Genomic DNA, 13,226 nt, shown 5'->3' on the forward strand with positions numbered 1-13,226 from the left:
GAGATCACCATGACCGAGCAGGATTGGCGTGCGACCCGCAAGACGGCAACGCGAGTGTGGCTGTCTTACCTCGCGGAAAAGGTCAAAGACCGGGGGTGGACCGGGGTTGAGGACTGGGCGGACCCGAACCTGCCCGCCGTGCTGACGCTGACCGATGAGGACGGAACGATCGAGGTGACGGTCCGGCCGTCCGCCGAGTACCGCCCGACGATCTGAACCGGGCACAGCAACCCCGTAGCAACCCGATAGCAAACGCCACAGCAAGTGCCAGCACCTGCCAGCACCGACGAACGGAGAACACCATGACCACTGTTGAGGACGAGATCCGCCGCGACCGCGAGGCCGCCGAAGCCGAGATGCACAACCTGATCATCAAGCGCCTTCACGATGGGGACTGCGGCTGCAAGTCGGAGGTGCACCCGCCGGAGCAGTGGGACTACTACGGACGGCTCGCCGACGCTGTTCAGGTGTTGTTCGAAGCCGACCGCGACTGGGGTGTTCGCCTCCACAACCCGGACTCCAAGTCCGGCGCGGTGTGGGAGTGCGACGACCGCGAGGGTGCCTTTGACACGGTGCAAAACCTGTCCGGCAACCCTCCGGTTGTGCGGCGACTGTCGGCGCGGCTGCTCTTTCAGGAGTGGGCGGAGGTGCAGCGGTGACCCCCGTGCAGACGTTCACCGTCGGCACTGCCGCTGACTGCGACGTGCGCGTCCACGACGACCCGTACGTTTCATCCCGTCACGCACGCGTCAGCGTCGATGAGGCCGGCGGGGTGTGGGTGGAAGACCTCGGCTCCACGAACGGCACCTGGTTGCAGATGACCGCCAGTGGCGGCAGCGGCAAGGTGCGCGTGTATGGCCCCCGCCGAATGTTGGTGGGCGACACGCTGTGGCTGGGTGGGCGTACCGCAATCCCGTGGACGGGGGCACAGCGGTGACCGACGTTGCCCGCCTGAAGGTTCGCAACCTCGGCTCCGGTCGAAGCCACTACGCCGATGTTCCCAGCGGGATCATTCGTGCGGCGTCAGTGCTTGGGTGCGACTGCCGGGTGGTCGCACCACCGATCGCTGCCCTGTGCGGTGTTGTGCTCGGCACTCGTGGGCCGGATCTGATCCTGGTCATGCGGGACACCGTGGCGGTGGGCTGCCGTGCCTGCGTAAAGATCGCCGACCTTTCCCCCGCCGTCTCGCACGGCTGACCCGAAGGAGACGACCATGACCGACGCACTACCGACCATGAACAACCTGTACGGCGAAGGCCCGACCTGGTTCCAGGCGCACGAGCCATACATGCGGGCGGTCGCGAAGACCCTCGAAGCGGCCGGCTTCCCGGTCGAATCGTGGGACGCCGAGCCGAACGCCCCACGCAACGGCAACATCTCGTTGGACCTGGACCGGCAGGGCACGATCGACGGGCAGCCCATCTGGTCGCACGACGAGGTCAACGTCGGGTGGACTGAGGACCGGGGCTGGTTCCTCAACACGGTCGACGACCCGCACGGCCGGGACTCCCGCCACGTGTACGACCTGGGTGTTGAGCGGGTGGCCGCGCCAGCGTCGGTGGCGCTGGCCGTCGCGGAGAAAGCCGGGTTGACGATCGAACTGACAGCAGACGGGCACCCGGACGTGGACTTTCCCGACCACGACAGCGAAGAGGACGACGTCCCGTTCGAGTTGGCGTTGCGCCGGTACGCGGAGACACGACCGTGACCCGCCACCCTGCCACCGCCCTGCTGGCGATGCCCGGCGACCCCGACCTTGACGCAGACGTTGACGGCCTCACCGTCACCCGGGTTGGGGTGGACGCGAACACCCGCAGCCTCACCGTGGACCTGGTCGACGGGTTCGGCCGGTTCGTCGACGACACCGGCACGGCGCACGAGGCTCCGCCCGGCGACCCCGATTCCCGCGCCAACACGGCTTCCATCACAGCGTGGCTGCCCGACGCCACCGCAGCCGACTGGGAAGAGCGCGTGAGCGTGCTGCGCCGTTGGTGGGAGGCACGAACCCCGGTCCGCCTGTGTCGGGCGCCGGGCCGGTACACGACACTCATCGAAGACCGGAAGACGTTTCTGCTGTTCCACCGCACCCATGATCGGACGGAGGCGCGGCGGTGACCGCCGCCTACGACCGGTCAACCACCGGGTGGGATTTCGAGCTGGGCCGCACCCACGAGGAGCGCCCCGAAATCGACCGGCAACGTTGCGGCCCCTACCTGTCCCCCACCGACCGCACCGAATCGTGGGGCGACCACCGGGTCACCTACCCGGGCAGCACCTGCGAGGACACCGACTGCCACGTCAAGCATCATCCGACTGTGTTGCCCGGCTGGTCGGAGCCGGCGGAAGGCTTCCACGACCGCCCGGGTGTCCGCCCGCTGGCGGCGGCGTTCTACGGCTGGGATGCCGCTGGGATGATGCCGGGGTCGTTGGGGCACACGACGGCGTGGGTGGCTGCGCACGTCGCGTTGGACGCTCTGCGGGACGCCGGGTACACGATCACACCGCCCGCCGCCGAGCGCGCCTGACCGATCGGAGACACCGTGGCGAACCTGGCGCGCATGCCCGGCAGGGCACACCCGCCGTGGTGCCCGACCTGCCACAAACCGCCTGGTCGTGACTGTCCATCGCGGGAACGATCCGACAAGCAGGTGAGGTTGCAGTTGAAGCGGGACCTGCGCCGCGAACCACACAACGACCAATCGAACGGAGACGCACAATGACCGAACCCACCGCCGCAGTGCTCGAATTCTTCGACGACAACCGGCGACTCGTGGAGCGGCGACCCATCACCGCCGACCAACTGAAACAACTCATCGAAGACTGCCGGACTCGGGGTGTCCCGGCACCGCAGATCGCGCACGACCTACTCACCCTGGCCCAGCACGCGCCCCGCCTGGACGCCGTTCTAAGCCAGTGGGATCCGCCGCGTTGGCCGGACTGGCTGGGCCCGCGACCGGACGGCGTGAGCGCACCTGAGCCGATGCGGGCTGTTGCGAGGTGGGGCCAGTGACGACATGCAGCCGATGCGGCGAGAGCATCTACACCGACGTGTGGGGCAAATGGGTGGACCGATGGCTGTGGCGAACCTGCGGAGGCGACCGGGCGCACGAGCCGGTGCGCCGTGGCTGAATCCCCTCGCGACGCCCTGGCCATCGCCGCCGTCGCTAGCACCCTCGGCCGGGCCGTCACTGCTATCGGTGACGCGATCCGCGCCGCTGGCGACCTGACCCGGAAGCCGTGCACCCCGTATCACTGCCCCACCTCGGGTCAGACCGAATGCTGCCCCGCCCACTCCGGATGGGATGTGTGCTGCGATCGGCCCGACCTTCACCGGCCGATCGAGCCGGCAGCACCGCACCCGACGCCGTGATCAAACCCGGCGGCGGCGAGACGTGGCCAAGTCGCTGACCTGTTCGCGAGCACCCACCACCTACGGTGTGTCTCCGGAGCGTTTCCCAACGTGAGGAGACACCTGATGGCCCGCGCCGCCGACAAGCCAGTTCAGACCGGCATCGGGTGGGGTGGTGGCGTTGTCGTCATCCTCGCTGGCCTGTACCCCGCGTTCCACGGGGTGTACTGGGCCATTCCCGTTACCGCAGCAGCCACCGCCACCGGCATCGGCGTGTGGAAGGCCGTGCAGATTCTCGGCCTGGTGCTCGAACACCAGCGGTGGCGGGACATTGAGGTGCCCGCCGCTGACGACTGACCGGCACGGCAGACCCTGAACACCGTGGGCGCCGATGGCCCATTAGGTAGTCGTCACCCCTCACGCATGGAGGCCACCATGACCACCCCCACCGCGCGCAGCCCTCACGTCTACCGCCCCTTGCAACCCGACAGGATGCGCATGTGGATGCCCTACGACGGCGGCTCCAACCGGCCCTGGCTCCACGACACCCTCGGTGTTCGCATCCAACCCATCTACGACAAGCCGTCCAGACGGTGGTTGATCGCCCGCAACCACTTCACCGTTCTCGTGGACGCGTTGCTGGAACGGTTCGGGCAGGTGGACGTGTCCGTTGAGTTCTCACTGACCCAGAAGTGCGACACCCGTTGCCGCAATGCGGAAGGCCCCGACTGCGATTGCTCCTGCATGGGTGAACACCACGGCGGCGGCCTGTGGGGCGGCTGGTTCCAGGTCGGGGAGACGACGTTGATTCGACCGGACGTGCAACTGCGGCACATGCGGATCACCGCCTGACCGCTTCAATAGCCTGCCGCTGTCGCCGTGAAGAAATAGACAAGCGACTCAGAGTGACGGCACAATCTGTCTATGGGGACGACGACGGAAGCTCGCGAGTTCAGCTACACCGTGTCCGGTTGGGTGTGGGGTCGGCAGAAGGCGACCGTGCTGCGTAACGCCCGGATCGCCGCCCGCCGTAAGCGCCTGCGAGCCGACGGTGAGCCGGAGGTTCACGTCACCCTTGTCTGGCCGCAAGACACCGACGACCAGTTGCCGATGGAGCACTGCTGAACACGCCCCCTCACGAATCTGCCCAGGTCAGGCCCGCAAGGTAGGCTGGCCACCATGCCCGCCCGTCGGGGGCGGCGCACCGCAACACCCCTATCGGAGGGAGAACACCGCATGCCGTTGAGCAGGTTGGCGCAGCAGTTCGCCGACGAAATCCGCCAACACGACTGGTCCGACGCCCCCTACCGGGCCGACCGGGCAGGACACAACCGGGCCGACGACGCCCGCAACTACCCGCACCTGCCGCAACTCGCACCACGGGAAACGGACACGGTCCGGATGAATGTGATGTGGGTGGCCGCGCAGGTGCTCGGATACAACGACCCGAACATGGACGTGTACGAGTTCGCGGAGGCGTGCGGGGTTGACACCCGCACCCCCAGCGGGCACCCCCGCTCCGGTGTGATCACCGCCGGGCTCAGGAAAACGTTCAACGGCGGTTATGTCCGCCCCGGCGCACGGGATGGTGAGTGATGGCGAAACCGATGCCCAACGCGCACGTTCTGGACGTGGTCGAAGCCCTGCTCATCGCAGCCCAGCACCCCGACTACACCGACGTCTACCGCTACGGCCGCGACAGCATGCCCGGCGGCCAGTCCCCGGCCGGCGTGAGCGCCACCCACCTGTCCGGCTCCCGGTCGATGCTGTGGGCCGCCGAACAGCCCCACGACGCCCGCCCGGCCGACGCCAGCGACGCGATGGTCACCTCCATGCCCGGTCGCACGTTGCGGCTCACCCTGCGGCTACTCGACGCCGCCCAGCCTGCCGAGTTCACCCGCTGGGAGCTGTGCTCGGCCGGCGGTGTTGGCTGGCCCGAACACGGAGTGAGCCCGTCCGCGATCCGCATCACCGGCGCCGACGGCACTGTCGCCTATCTGAGGGCCACCGCGGCGTCCGGGCCTCGTGGTGGTGCGGCTGAGCCGAAGGAAGACCCGTGCCCGGGGTACGTGATCCCTCAGGAGGTTCGAGAGTGGCGCCACAGAGCAAGTGCAGCCATTGCGGTGCCCGCGTCGGTGTGATGCCGGGCAAGCCGTGCCCGATGCATCAGCCGGAACGCAGCCGGGCGACGTGTCCGGGTAGCGGGCAGCCAACCACCAGCATGTGAGCGAAGCGAAACCCCGACCTCGATCAGGTCGGGGTTTCGTCGTATCTGCGGCCGGCACTCCGCACCTCGGGAGCAATGCCCGTCGTTTGATCCCGTAGAGCCCCAGGCGTACCGACTCGACCGCCTGGGGCTCTGTCGTGTCTTAGCCGCCCTGGAGAAAGGCTTACCCCCGGCGGCGTGCAGCAGAGGCCGGCCCGGGGGTGTACCTGCACATTCTAGCGTTCGCCTCGGTGGCTTGGCGACATCCGGTGGAGCTATTCGCAGCCCACCCCGTCGCCGTCACGGTCCAGCTTGCGCGAATAGCCCGGGTCGCCTTTGCGGATGGGTGCCGCGCCGGCCGCCCTCACCGCTGTGCAGTTCGCGTAGTAGACGTCACCCTCGGGTTCGGGTCCGGTGTCGCCGTTGCCGCCGTCCGTTTCGCACGCCTCCCCATCCCCGTCGCGGTCCAGCTCGGGCCGGAAGCCCGGGTCACTCGGGTACAGGGGGTCGGCGCCAGCATCGCGTACCGCGTCGCAGTTCTTGTAGTACGGCTCTTTCGGCGGTGACGGCTTGGGTGCGGGTTTGCGCGGTGCCGCTGTCGTCGGCTTCGCCACCGTCTCGGGCTGCTCGTCCTTCTGCTCATCCGCCGCCGTGGGGTCGCCGACGACCTGGTCGACTTGCACTGTCGGCGAGGGTTTCGGGTCGCCTGGGTCGTTGCCGCCGAGGGCGTTGCCGATGCCGGAGCCGCAGCAGCACAGGGCGACGATCGCGGCAGCCCCGAGGCCTACCTTCTGCTTCTGGTTGAGTTTGCTCACCGACACATGGTGGTGAGGGGTGCGCGTGTTTGGGCACCCGCCGACCGGATGTCGCGGTGTCAGGTGGGCGACTGAGCGTCGTCGCTGGGCTCATTAACCGCCTCGTCAGCAACAGTCAGGGGAACGACGGCGGCGATGCGCCGACCCCTGCTGGTGACGTAAGTGACCTTCCCCCCGGCGGCGTCGTAGAGCACGTCGGCTAGGTGCTCTCGCGTGTCTCGGACGCTCTTTTCGGTGGCGGTCAACTTAGCCCTCTTTGCCATGGCACGGATGTTATCTGTTGGCCCTCAGTGTACACTGGTGTACACAAACGAAGCTGACGCGAGCGGGAGACATCCATGAAGCAGGCACGCGACATGTCCGACGCCGAGATCATCGCCGCGATCGACGGCGACCCCCGGCTCAGCCACATCACCGCCGCAGCCCGGCGTGACCCGGCCACCATCAACCGCAACCCCGACGTTGACCCCCGCTCGTACGAGGCGGCGTTGAAGTCGCACGAGGATCGGGCGGCGTACATGGCGACCATGCCGCAGTCCCGGGGTGCGTTCACCATGCTCAAAGAGGCGCTGGTCTCGAACGGAGAGCGCTGACCATGCCCACCTGGACCGTGATCTCCACCGTCGAACGCCTCGGCGGTCTCGACGACGCCTGCACCGGCCACCCGTTTGCCGCCATCGAAGGCCGGGCCGACGTCGCCGGATTCGGCATCCACACCGCCACCGTCAACGCCGAGACGCCTGACACCGCGTTCGACTTGGTCCGCGAGGCGTTCCGCATCGCCGGCAACATCGCCCCCAACTGCGGCCCCATGGATTCGCCGATCGCCGCCGACCGATGGACGGTCATCGGCACCGCCACCAACGGTGTCTGCGCCACCCACGACGTGCGTGCGGTTGTCGCCGGGGAGCACACGGTGCACGGCCGGTACGAGTCGATGCTGACGCACCGCTGGGAGCGGGTCGTGGACGCGCCGGACGTGCACGCTGCCGAGGTCGCCGGGCACAAAGCTGCCGCCGAGGTGTACGGCGAGAGCTGGGACTGACCATGACGGAGTCCCTACTGGCCGGGAGCGACCAGACAGCGCAGATCGCCGCGAAGGAAGCTGAGCTAGCGCGGGCGCGGGAAGCGTTCGCCGCCGAATGCGACCGCCCGGTGGGCGGGTCTTCACGGCGGAAGAGTTTCGGGGTTCGGCTCGACGCGCAGATCAGGCGGGCGGCGAATCTCGGCGCTGACGTGCGGCGGATCGAGCGGGAGTTGCAAGCCCTGCGCATCCAGGGCGCTCGGACGCGCGAGTCGGCAGTTCAGCACGACGCGTCGACGTTGGCCGGGGTGCGGTACATCCGTACCGATATCGGCTGGCATGAGGTCGTCAAGGTCAACCGGTTGACGGTCAAGGTCAAGGTTCGTCCGGGAATGGACGACCTGATCAAGATCGGGAAGATTCTCGAAGCGCGTAATGCGGACGGGGCGGTACTGCCGAAGGACCAACCCGAGGTCGAGACGCCCTCGCCGAACGGGAACGCCGCATGACCAGTCGTGGCCGCGACGCGTCGAAAGCGTTGACGGAGGTCCGCACCGTCCTGTCCCGCGCGGAGACCGCCCGCGCCCGCCTCGACCAGCCCACCGAATACCAACTGTGCGACGAGCCCCGCGACAAGGACGACATCGACTTCGCCAAACCGAAGGTCGACGACCCGGACGCGCAGGCCATGCGCGACGCCCTTGACCAGGCCATCGGGCTGCTCGACAGGTGGCGCAAGACCGGCAAGACGATCAGCGCCACACCACTTCCCTGACCTGCCAACACGTACAGGAGCAGCCCAATGCCCAAGTTTGAGATCAACGATCGGGTGCAGATGCCCGGCGTCCCGTTCACCGTCACCGTCCTGGAACTCGGCCACGACGACGAGGTGGGCGAGGTGTTCAAGTTCATGGACCCGGGCGGTCAGGGCGAGGACTGGATGCCCACCGCCGAGTTCGAGAAGGTTCGCGCCGACCTGAACTGAGGGGCGTACCGCCGTGTCGGGACGCGGTTCCGACGCGAGCGGTAGCCCTTCAGACCAACGGAAGGAGGTCCCGATGCCTGACTACGCCATCGCCCTGATCATGTTCGCTGTGCTGTTCGGTGCGGCCCTGTCCATGCACGTGTACGCCACCCGGCCGAGGCGACGCCGGTGACCGCCGCCTACTGGTTCGGCCTTGCCACGATCCCCGCTCTCGCCGTCGGCGGCTGGGTCATCTGGCAAGGCGGCAAGCTACTCAACACCGCACTCGCCCGCGCCCTCCGGCATCTCCCTCTGAGCAATGCCCACGACCGGGCCATGTTCGCGGCCATCGCCGCGAAGGTCCGCCGCGCCCACACCGTCTCGTTCGGCGATGTCACGATCGTGCTGGCCTTGGGCTTCAACCCGATCGCCGGGAAGCCGATCTACGACGCCGTGTACGCCCAACTTGTGGAGCCGGCCCGCGTCAATCCGAAGTGGGCACGGACCCCATCAGACCCGGGCATCGACTACAGCGAGGACACCCCGTGAGCACCCTGAAGCCGGACACCACCCATCACCTGTTGCAACTCGCCGACATCACCGCCGACTGGCTACACAAGGCGGGCATGAGCGCCGAAGCCGACGCCGTTCGCGCCCTGCCTCCCATCACTGACGTGGCTGGCCTCACCGCTGCGGTGACAGTCGTGCAGCCGATGATCCTGTCCGCATGCCGGCGGGCCGGTGTGATCACCTGGCATGAAGCGCAGGCCGGCATTGACGCCGCCCGGGACGCGCAGGGCTCATGGCAGGCTGCCGTCCGCCCGTACCGGCACGGCGACCCGCTGCGGGCGCAGGTGGACAGTGTCGCCCACCGGCTGCACACGATCGCCTGCTACGCCGCCCACGCGGCGGTGACAGCGTGACCACCATCTCCGACGATCAGGGCCAAGGTCCGAACTCTTGTCATTCGTGCGGTCGACCTGACGTCATCCAGCCGGACGGCTCCGTCCCACGGCACGACGTGCTCGGGTTGGCGTCACCGTGCGACGCGCCATCAACCATCTACCCGCCGCACATCGTTGCCGCGCTGATGGTCGGCCGGGAGCCGTGCACGATTCCGGGCCATCCGACACAACCGGCCGGATGGTGCCCTATCTGCCACTGGGACGGCACCCTCTACGTGCCGTCAGTTGCGGTCGACGAGCCAGATGACGGTTTGACGTGCGATCCGTGCAAGCAGTGGCGCTGCAACGAATGCGAGGGCGGTGCCTGCTGGCACGACTGCCCGGTCGACTCCGACCGCGACGATGCCCGCCGCTACCTGTCCGGCTCGTGCTGGGCCGGCAACTGCGGTGAGTGCACCGACCGCACCTGCGAACACAACTGCGGCCATGAGACGACCCAGCCGTGACCGCCCCCGCCGCCGTGCCGCAGCCGGGCGACCACGCCATGGAGATCGTCCGCGACGAGCAGCGCAAGCGCGGCTGGTACCTGTCGTGGCACTGCACCGCGAGGGGCTGCCCCGCCAGTGGCAACACGACCACTCCATCAAGGGAGTCCGCGCAGAGGCTGTTCGGCCTCGTGGCCGAGGGACACCGCCGCGCCGAAGCCGGCACCTAATGCCTCCCATTTAACGACGTCCACAGACACCGAGACGATCACAACGAAGGAGATCGAGATGACCACTGCCGGCAACGAGGCGCACACCCAGACGATCACCATCACCCAGCACCTGTTGGGCATGGAGCCCTACGTCCTCATCCGGTTCGACATCGACGAGAGCGACGGTCAGCCCGTTGCGAAGGTCGAAGCGGGCGGGGGCTGCGACGACATCCGCACCGCGCTCCTGTTCGCCTTGGCGGGCATGGACCCGCTCACTCCCGAAGAGGTCGAGTTGCTGACCGAGGCACGGGAGTGACCGACCTCGTCGTGCGATCCGTGCCGGGTGACCAGATCGCCCGGCACGCTGACTTCTGACCGATGAGCTGCGGCAACTTGTCCGGACATGCCCGGCCGCTGCCCCGCTGGGTGGTTAGCCAACAATCGCGCCGTGGCACGGCAAGAGCCCCCGGAGATCAGCTCAGAGAAGCTGGCCGGGGCTCTGCGTGACCAGATCCTGTCCGGCGAGCTAGCGCCCGGCGCTCGTGTCCCCTCCGAACGGTGGCTCCGCGAAACCCACAGCGTGTCCCGCGCCCTGGTGCGCCTCGCTGTCGCCACCCTCCGCAATGAGGGCTTGGTTGTCACCCGTCAGGGCCACACTTCGAGGGTGCGGCCCGTGTACGACAAGCAGCCGATTGACCTCACCGGTGTGGTGCGGGTTGAGACGCGCATGCCGACGGCGCCGGAGCGGGAACAGTTGGACGACGTGCTGCCGGACGGCATGGGCGACGGCGTCCCGGTGTTCGTCGTGTGGCGTTCGGGTGTGGACTTGCCGGAGTTGCTGCCGGGGGATCGGTGGATGTTGCCGGGACCTGCGCAGGGTTCGTGAGCCACGCTAACGAGTAGTCCCGTCGGCGGGATATGCGTTCGCGCAACCTTTTCACCATGAGCATGTCCGTACACGTGGACGTTGCCTGCTGCGTCGATTCGGGGACGATCGACTACTCAACCGGGCAACATCAACTACTCAACGTCGCAGCCCAGACGGCCCGTGTCCCCCTTTTGGGGGTCAACCGAACGGATGCCGCTAACGCGATCTTCGACGCAAACCGCACACCCGGTCACCGGATAGTTACCGCCGCAACTATTCGCCAATGTGAACGAGACATCACCACCGGCATCCATGGGGGGACGCCATGCCACCACCACCGCAGTCCAGACGAAGGCCACGCCTCCTGCTGCACACCGCACCACCAGGCTGACCCACAGCCCACCCCCAGGCACGTGCAACCTCACCGTGCACGAGCCAACCGCCGCACCCCACCGGTCGGGACGATCGCGGCGGGGAGACGCCACCACCACCACACGCCGGCGTCTCCGAACCCCTCCCCAAGACGAAGACGGAGCACCGCCGCTCATGTGCACACCAAGCCAAGAGGACAGTCAGGCCATCCGCCGCGCCGACGCCGAGAAAGACGAACTGGAAAAGATCGTCCGCAGGCGACAGAAGGCCACCGCGCCAGCCGTCTACCGATACCTGGCCATGCTCACCGGATCTGCCGCCATCGTCGTCTGGACGATCATTCTCGTTGACTGCCTCGACGACCCCGGCGCCGACATCGGCCGCGCTTACGGGTCGTTCCTAGCTCTCGGCGGGGCGTGCGCGCTCGCCGCGGTCGCTACCCTCCTGTCGTGGCTGCGGGAGCGGGACGCCGCCCAGCACCGGGCCGAAGTGGACCGCATCCGCGAAGACCAGCACCGGCGGCAGGTGAAGGCGATCCGTGAGGTGACGCGCTTGGCGTTCGCCGGAGAGCTTGTGGATGACGGGGACGTTCGCGGCCTAGATCCCGAGGTGATTGAGCTGGGCCGCCGGTTGAACCAGAAGGTGAACGGCAGTCAGCAGGGGTGGAACCGGGCGCGGTGACGCATGCGTCGCACGTGCGTCATGATCTTGCGCCGTCCCCGCTCTTCAGCGATCGTCGGGCCAACATCAATTAGGTGTCTGTGCTGGTAGAAGCCGAATCCGACCCCCTGACCAGCAGTGCCACAAGCTCCACGTGCTGCGTCATCGGGAACAGGTCGAAACCGCGCAGCGCAGCCAGGCGCCAGCCCAGCTCGGCGAAGGTGCGCACGTCCCGGGCGAACGCCGCCGGGTCACACGCCACGTACGCGACCGCCCGCGGGCCGGCGGCGGCCAGCGCGCGCACCACCGGGGCGCCGGCGCCGGAGCGCGGTGGATCGAGCACCACCACGTCGACCGGGCCGGTGATCCGTCGACGGGCCAGCGCGATCTCCACCCGGGCCGACACCACCTCGACGCGGGGCAGGTCGGCCAGGTTCTCCCGGGCGGCGGCGACGCCCTGCGTGGAGGACTCCACCAGCGTCACCCGACCGGTTGCGCCAACGCGGGTGGCCAGCCCGGCGGCGAACAGTCCGGCACCGCCGTAGAGGTCCCAGGCGACCTCGCCCGGTCGGGGGTCGAGCAGCTCCAGCACGGCCGTGTTCAGTGTGTCGGCCGCGGCCGGGTGCACCTGCCAGAAGGCGGACGCGGGCAGCGCCCAGTCCCGCCCGGCGGCCACCTCGCGCACCTCGGTCGGCCCGCTCACCGGGGTGGCGACCCCGTCGCGGACCTCGGCGACGCTCACGTCCGCGCCGCTGCTGGCGACGGTCTCCACCGCCTCGGCCGCCGGCCAGCGCGCGCCGGTCGGGCTGAGCACCGCAAGCTGCTGGATGGCCGGGTGCGCGATCCGGCACCTGTCGATCGGCACGACCTCGTGCGAACGGTGCTTGAGCAGGCCGGCGCGGTCGGCGGCGTCGACCGCGTAGCGGACCCGCGTACGCCAGCCGAGCAGCCCACCCGGCAGCGCCTCGACCCGGACGCCGAGCCGGTCCAGTTCGGCGTCGGTGAGGCCGCCGAGGCGGGTCAGCTGCTCGCGCACCACGGTGGTCTTCCAGGCCAGCTGCGCGTCCGGGGCGACGTGTTGCAGGTCGCAGCCACCGCAGGCGCCCGGCTTCGCGTACGGACAGGGTGGCTCCACCCGGTCCGGCGAGGGGTCCAGCACGGTCACGGCGTCGGCGCGGACGAACCCCCGGTGCACCTCGGTGACCTCGGCGATCACCCGTTCTCCGGGCAGCGCGTGGCGGACGAACACCACCTGCCCGTCCACCCGGGCGACGCAGTGCCCGCCGGGTGCCACCGCGTCGACGGTCAGCTCGACCCGCTCCGCCTCGCCGAGGCCACGTTCGGCGGCCAACGCCAACGCCGATGC

At 68.6% G+C, this 13,226-nt stretch carries 28 protein-coding genes and 1 pseudogene; 26 read left to right on the forward strand and 3 right to left on the reverse strand.

The annotated features are described in order from the left end of the window. Positions 1 to 9: 9 nt before the first annotated feature. From ABZU91_RS05830 to ABZU91_RS05890, 13 genes are all read left to right on the forward strand, one after another. Positions 10 to 216, forward strand: a complete 207-nt coding sequence (locus ABZU91_RS05830; protein WP_355234477.1) for a hypothetical protein — start codon at positions 10 to 12, stop codon at positions 214 to 216. An 86-nt stretch (positions 217 to 302) separates the two neighbouring features. Then, entirely contained in the window at positions 303 to 659 is a 357-nt protein-coding gene (locus ABZU91_RS05835) for a hypothetical protein (protein WP_355234480.1), read from the forward strand. Then, positions 656 to 937, forward strand: coding sequence for an FHA domain-containing protein (locus ABZU91_RS05840; RefSeq protein ID WP_355234483.1), 282 nt, complete (start codon positions 656 to 658; stop codon positions 935 to 937). Before ABZU91_RS05835 ends, ABZU91_RS05840 begins: the two co-directional genes overlap by 4 nt. Then, the gene (locus tag ABZU91_RS05845; protein ID WP_355234486.1) at positions 934 to 1,197 is read left to right on the forward strand and encodes a hypothetical protein; all 264 of its coding nucleotides are present in this window, start codon (positions 934 to 936) and stop codon (positions 1,195 to 1,197) included. The genes ABZU91_RS05840 and ABZU91_RS05845 overlap by 4 nt, the downstream gene beginning before the upstream one ends. A 16-nt stretch (positions 1,198 to 1,213) precedes the next feature. Beyond that, entirely contained in the window at positions 1,214 to 1,708 is a 495-nt protein-coding gene (locus tag ABZU91_RS05850) for a DUF6292 family protein (RefSeq protein ID WP_355234489.1), read from the forward strand. Next, entirely contained in the window at positions 1,705 to 2,115 is a 411-nt protein-coding gene (locus tag ABZU91_RS05855; protein WP_355234492.1) for a hypothetical protein, read from the forward strand. The genes ABZU91_RS05850 and ABZU91_RS05855 overlap by 4 nt, the downstream gene beginning before the upstream one ends. Further along, positions 2,112 to 2,525, forward strand: coding sequence for a hypothetical protein (locus ABZU91_RS05860; RefSeq protein ID WP_355234495.1), 414 nt, complete (start codon positions 2,112 to 2,114; stop codon positions 2,523 to 2,525). Before ABZU91_RS05855 ends, ABZU91_RS05860 begins: the two co-directional genes overlap by 4 nt. A gap of 191 nt (positions 2,526 to 2,716) precedes the next feature. Next, on the forward strand, positions 2,717 to 3,010 hold the full coding sequence (locus ABZU91_RS05865) for a hypothetical protein (RefSeq protein WP_355234498.1): 294 nt from the start codon (positions 2,717 to 2,719) through the stop codon (positions 3,008 to 3,010). Between the two features lie 465 nt (positions 3,011 to 3,475). Further along, positions 3,476 to 3,706 (forward strand): hypothetical protein, encoded by a 231-nt coding sequence (locus ABZU91_RS05870; RefSeq protein ID WP_355234501.1) that lies wholly within the window; start codon positions 3,476 to 3,478, stop codon positions 3,704 to 3,706. A 78-nt stretch (positions 3,707 to 3,784) separates the two neighbouring features. Next, positions 3,785 to 4,201 carry a hypothetical protein gene (locus tag ABZU91_RS05875; RefSeq protein WP_355234504.1) on the forward strand — a complete coding sequence of 139 codons (417 nt, stop codon included), beginning with the start codon at positions 3,785 to 3,787 and terminating at the stop codon, positions 4,199 to 4,201. 72 nt (positions 4,202 to 4,273) lie between these two features. Continuing rightward, positions 4,274 to 4,474, forward strand: coding sequence for a hypothetical protein (locus ABZU91_RS05880; RefSeq protein WP_355234507.1), 201 nt, complete (start codon positions 4,274 to 4,276; stop codon positions 4,472 to 4,474). Positions 4,475 to 4,585: 111 nt separating this feature from the next. Then, complete coding sequence (locus ABZU91_RS05885; RefSeq protein ID WP_355234510.1) at positions 4,586 to 4,945, forward strand: hypothetical protein; 360 nt, start codon at positions 4,586 to 4,588, stop codon at positions 4,943 to 4,945. After that, on the forward strand, positions 4,945 to 5,490 hold the full coding sequence (locus tag ABZU91_RS05890; RefSeq protein WP_355234512.1) for a hypothetical protein: 546 nt from the start codon (positions 4,945 to 4,947) through the stop codon (positions 5,488 to 5,490). The genes ABZU91_RS05885 and ABZU91_RS05890 overlap by 1 nt, the downstream gene beginning before the upstream one ends. A 340-nt stretch (positions 5,491 to 5,830) precedes the next feature. Here the strand turns inward: ABZU91_RS05890 and ABZU91_RS05895 are convergent, their stop codons facing one another. Together ABZU91_RS05895 and ABZU91_RS05900 are read right to left on the reverse strand one after the other, a co-directional pair. Further along, complete coding sequence (locus ABZU91_RS05895) at positions 5,831 to 6,370, reverse strand: excalibur calcium-binding domain-containing protein (protein ID WP_355234515.1); 540 nt, start codon at positions 6,368 to 6,370, stop codon at positions 5,831 to 5,833. Between the two features lie 59 nt (positions 6,371 to 6,429). Then, on the reverse strand, positions 6,430 to 6,633 hold the full coding sequence (locus ABZU91_RS05900) for a hypothetical protein (protein ID WP_355234518.1): 204 nt from the start codon (positions 6,631 to 6,633) through the stop codon (positions 6,430 to 6,432). Positions 6,634 to 6,708: 75 nt separating this feature from the next. Between ABZU91_RS05900 and ABZU91_RS05905 the strand changes: the two genes are divergently transcribed. The 13 genes and pseudogenes from ABZU91_RS05905 (at position 6,709) to ABZU91_RS05965 (ending at position 11,881) form a co-directional block, all read left to right on the forward strand. After that, positions 6,709 to 6,963 carry a hypothetical protein gene (locus ABZU91_RS05905; RefSeq protein WP_355234521.1) on the forward strand — a complete coding sequence of 85 codons (255 nt, stop codon included), beginning with the start codon at positions 6,709 to 6,711 and terminating at the stop codon, positions 6,961 to 6,963. A gap of 2 nt (positions 6,964 to 6,965) precedes the next feature. Beyond that, positions 6,966 to 7,415, forward strand: coding sequence for a hypothetical protein (locus tag ABZU91_RS05910; RefSeq protein WP_355234524.1), 450 nt, complete (start codon positions 6,966 to 6,968; stop codon positions 7,413 to 7,415). Between the two features lie 2 nt (positions 7,416 to 7,417). Then, positions 7,418 to 7,903: a hypothetical protein gene (locus tag ABZU91_RS05915; protein ID WP_355234527.1), complete on the forward strand. Its 486-nt coding sequence runs from the start codon at positions 7,418 to 7,420 to the stop codon at positions 7,901 to 7,903. Beyond that, positions 7,900 to 8,169 carry a hypothetical protein gene (locus tag ABZU91_RS05920; protein ID WP_355234530.1) on the forward strand — a complete coding sequence of 90 codons (270 nt, stop codon included), beginning with the start codon at positions 7,900 to 7,902 and terminating at the stop codon, positions 8,167 to 8,169. The genes ABZU91_RS05915 and ABZU91_RS05920 overlap by 4 nt, the downstream gene beginning before the upstream one ends. A gap of 27 nt (positions 8,170 to 8,196) precedes the next feature. Then, positions 8,197 to 8,379 (forward strand): hypothetical protein, encoded by a 183-nt coding sequence (locus ABZU91_RS05925; protein WP_355234533.1) that lies wholly within the window; start codon positions 8,197 to 8,199, stop codon positions 8,377 to 8,379. A 168-nt stretch (positions 8,380 to 8,547) separates the two neighbouring features. Continuing rightward, positions 8,548 to 8,907 (forward strand): hypothetical protein, encoded by a 360-nt coding sequence (locus ABZU91_RS05930; protein ID WP_355234535.1) that lies wholly within the window; start codon positions 8,548 to 8,550, stop codon positions 8,905 to 8,907. Continuing rightward, positions 8,904 to 9,281 carry a hypothetical protein gene (locus ABZU91_RS05935; RefSeq protein ID WP_355234538.1) on the forward strand — a complete coding sequence of 126 codons (378 nt, stop codon included), beginning with the start codon at positions 8,904 to 8,906 and terminating at the stop codon, positions 9,279 to 9,281. The genes ABZU91_RS05930 and ABZU91_RS05935 overlap by 4 nt, the downstream gene beginning before the upstream one ends. Continuing rightward, entirely contained in the window at positions 9,278 to 9,769 is a 492-nt protein-coding gene (locus ABZU91_RS05940; RefSeq protein WP_355234540.1) for a hypothetical protein, read from the forward strand. The genes ABZU91_RS05935 and ABZU91_RS05940 overlap by 4 nt, the downstream gene beginning before the upstream one ends. Beyond that, positions 9,766 to 9,978: a hypothetical protein gene (locus ABZU91_RS05945; RefSeq protein WP_355234543.1), complete on the forward strand. Its 213-nt coding sequence runs from the start codon at positions 9,766 to 9,768 to the stop codon at positions 9,976 to 9,978. Before ABZU91_RS05940 ends, ABZU91_RS05945 begins: the two co-directional genes overlap by 4 nt. Positions 9,979 to 10,036: 58 nt before the next feature. Beyond that, positions 10,037 to 10,276, forward strand: a complete 240-nt coding sequence (locus ABZU91_RS05950) for a hypothetical protein (protein WP_355234546.1) — start codon at positions 10,037 to 10,039, stop codon at positions 10,274 to 10,276. Positions 10,277 to 10,363: 87 nt separating this feature from the next. Beyond that, a pseudogene (locus ABZU91_RS05955) lies at positions 10,364 to 10,612 on the forward strand (winged helix-turn-helix domain-containing protein); the annotation flags it as partial. A 21-nt stretch (positions 10,613 to 10,633) separates the two neighbouring features. Further along, complete coding sequence (locus tag ABZU91_RS05960; RefSeq protein WP_355234829.1) at positions 10,634 to 10,846, forward strand: hypothetical protein; 213 nt, start codon at positions 10,634 to 10,636, stop codon at positions 10,844 to 10,846. A gap of 528 nt (positions 10,847 to 11,374) precedes the next feature. Further along, positions 11,375 to 11,881, forward strand: a complete 507-nt coding sequence (locus ABZU91_RS05965; protein ID WP_355234549.1) for a hypothetical protein — start codon at positions 11,375 to 11,377, stop codon at positions 11,879 to 11,881. Between the two features lie 70 nt (positions 11,882 to 11,951). Here the strand turns inward: ABZU91_RS05965 and ABZU91_RS05970 are convergent, their stop codons facing one another. Continuing rightward, positions 11,952 to 13,211: a class I SAM-dependent RNA methyltransferase gene (locus tag ABZU91_RS05970; RefSeq protein ID WP_355234812.1), complete on the reverse strand. Its 1,260-nt coding sequence runs from the start codon at positions 13,209 to 13,211 to the stop codon at positions 11,952 to 11,954. Between the last annotated feature and the right edge of the window lie 15 nt (positions 13,212 to 13,226).

This window comes from Micromonospora sp. NPDC005174 (genome assembly GCF_040608495.1).
Classification (GTDB): Bacteria; Actinomycetota; Actinomycetes; order Mycobacteriales; family Micromonosporaceae; genus Micromonospora.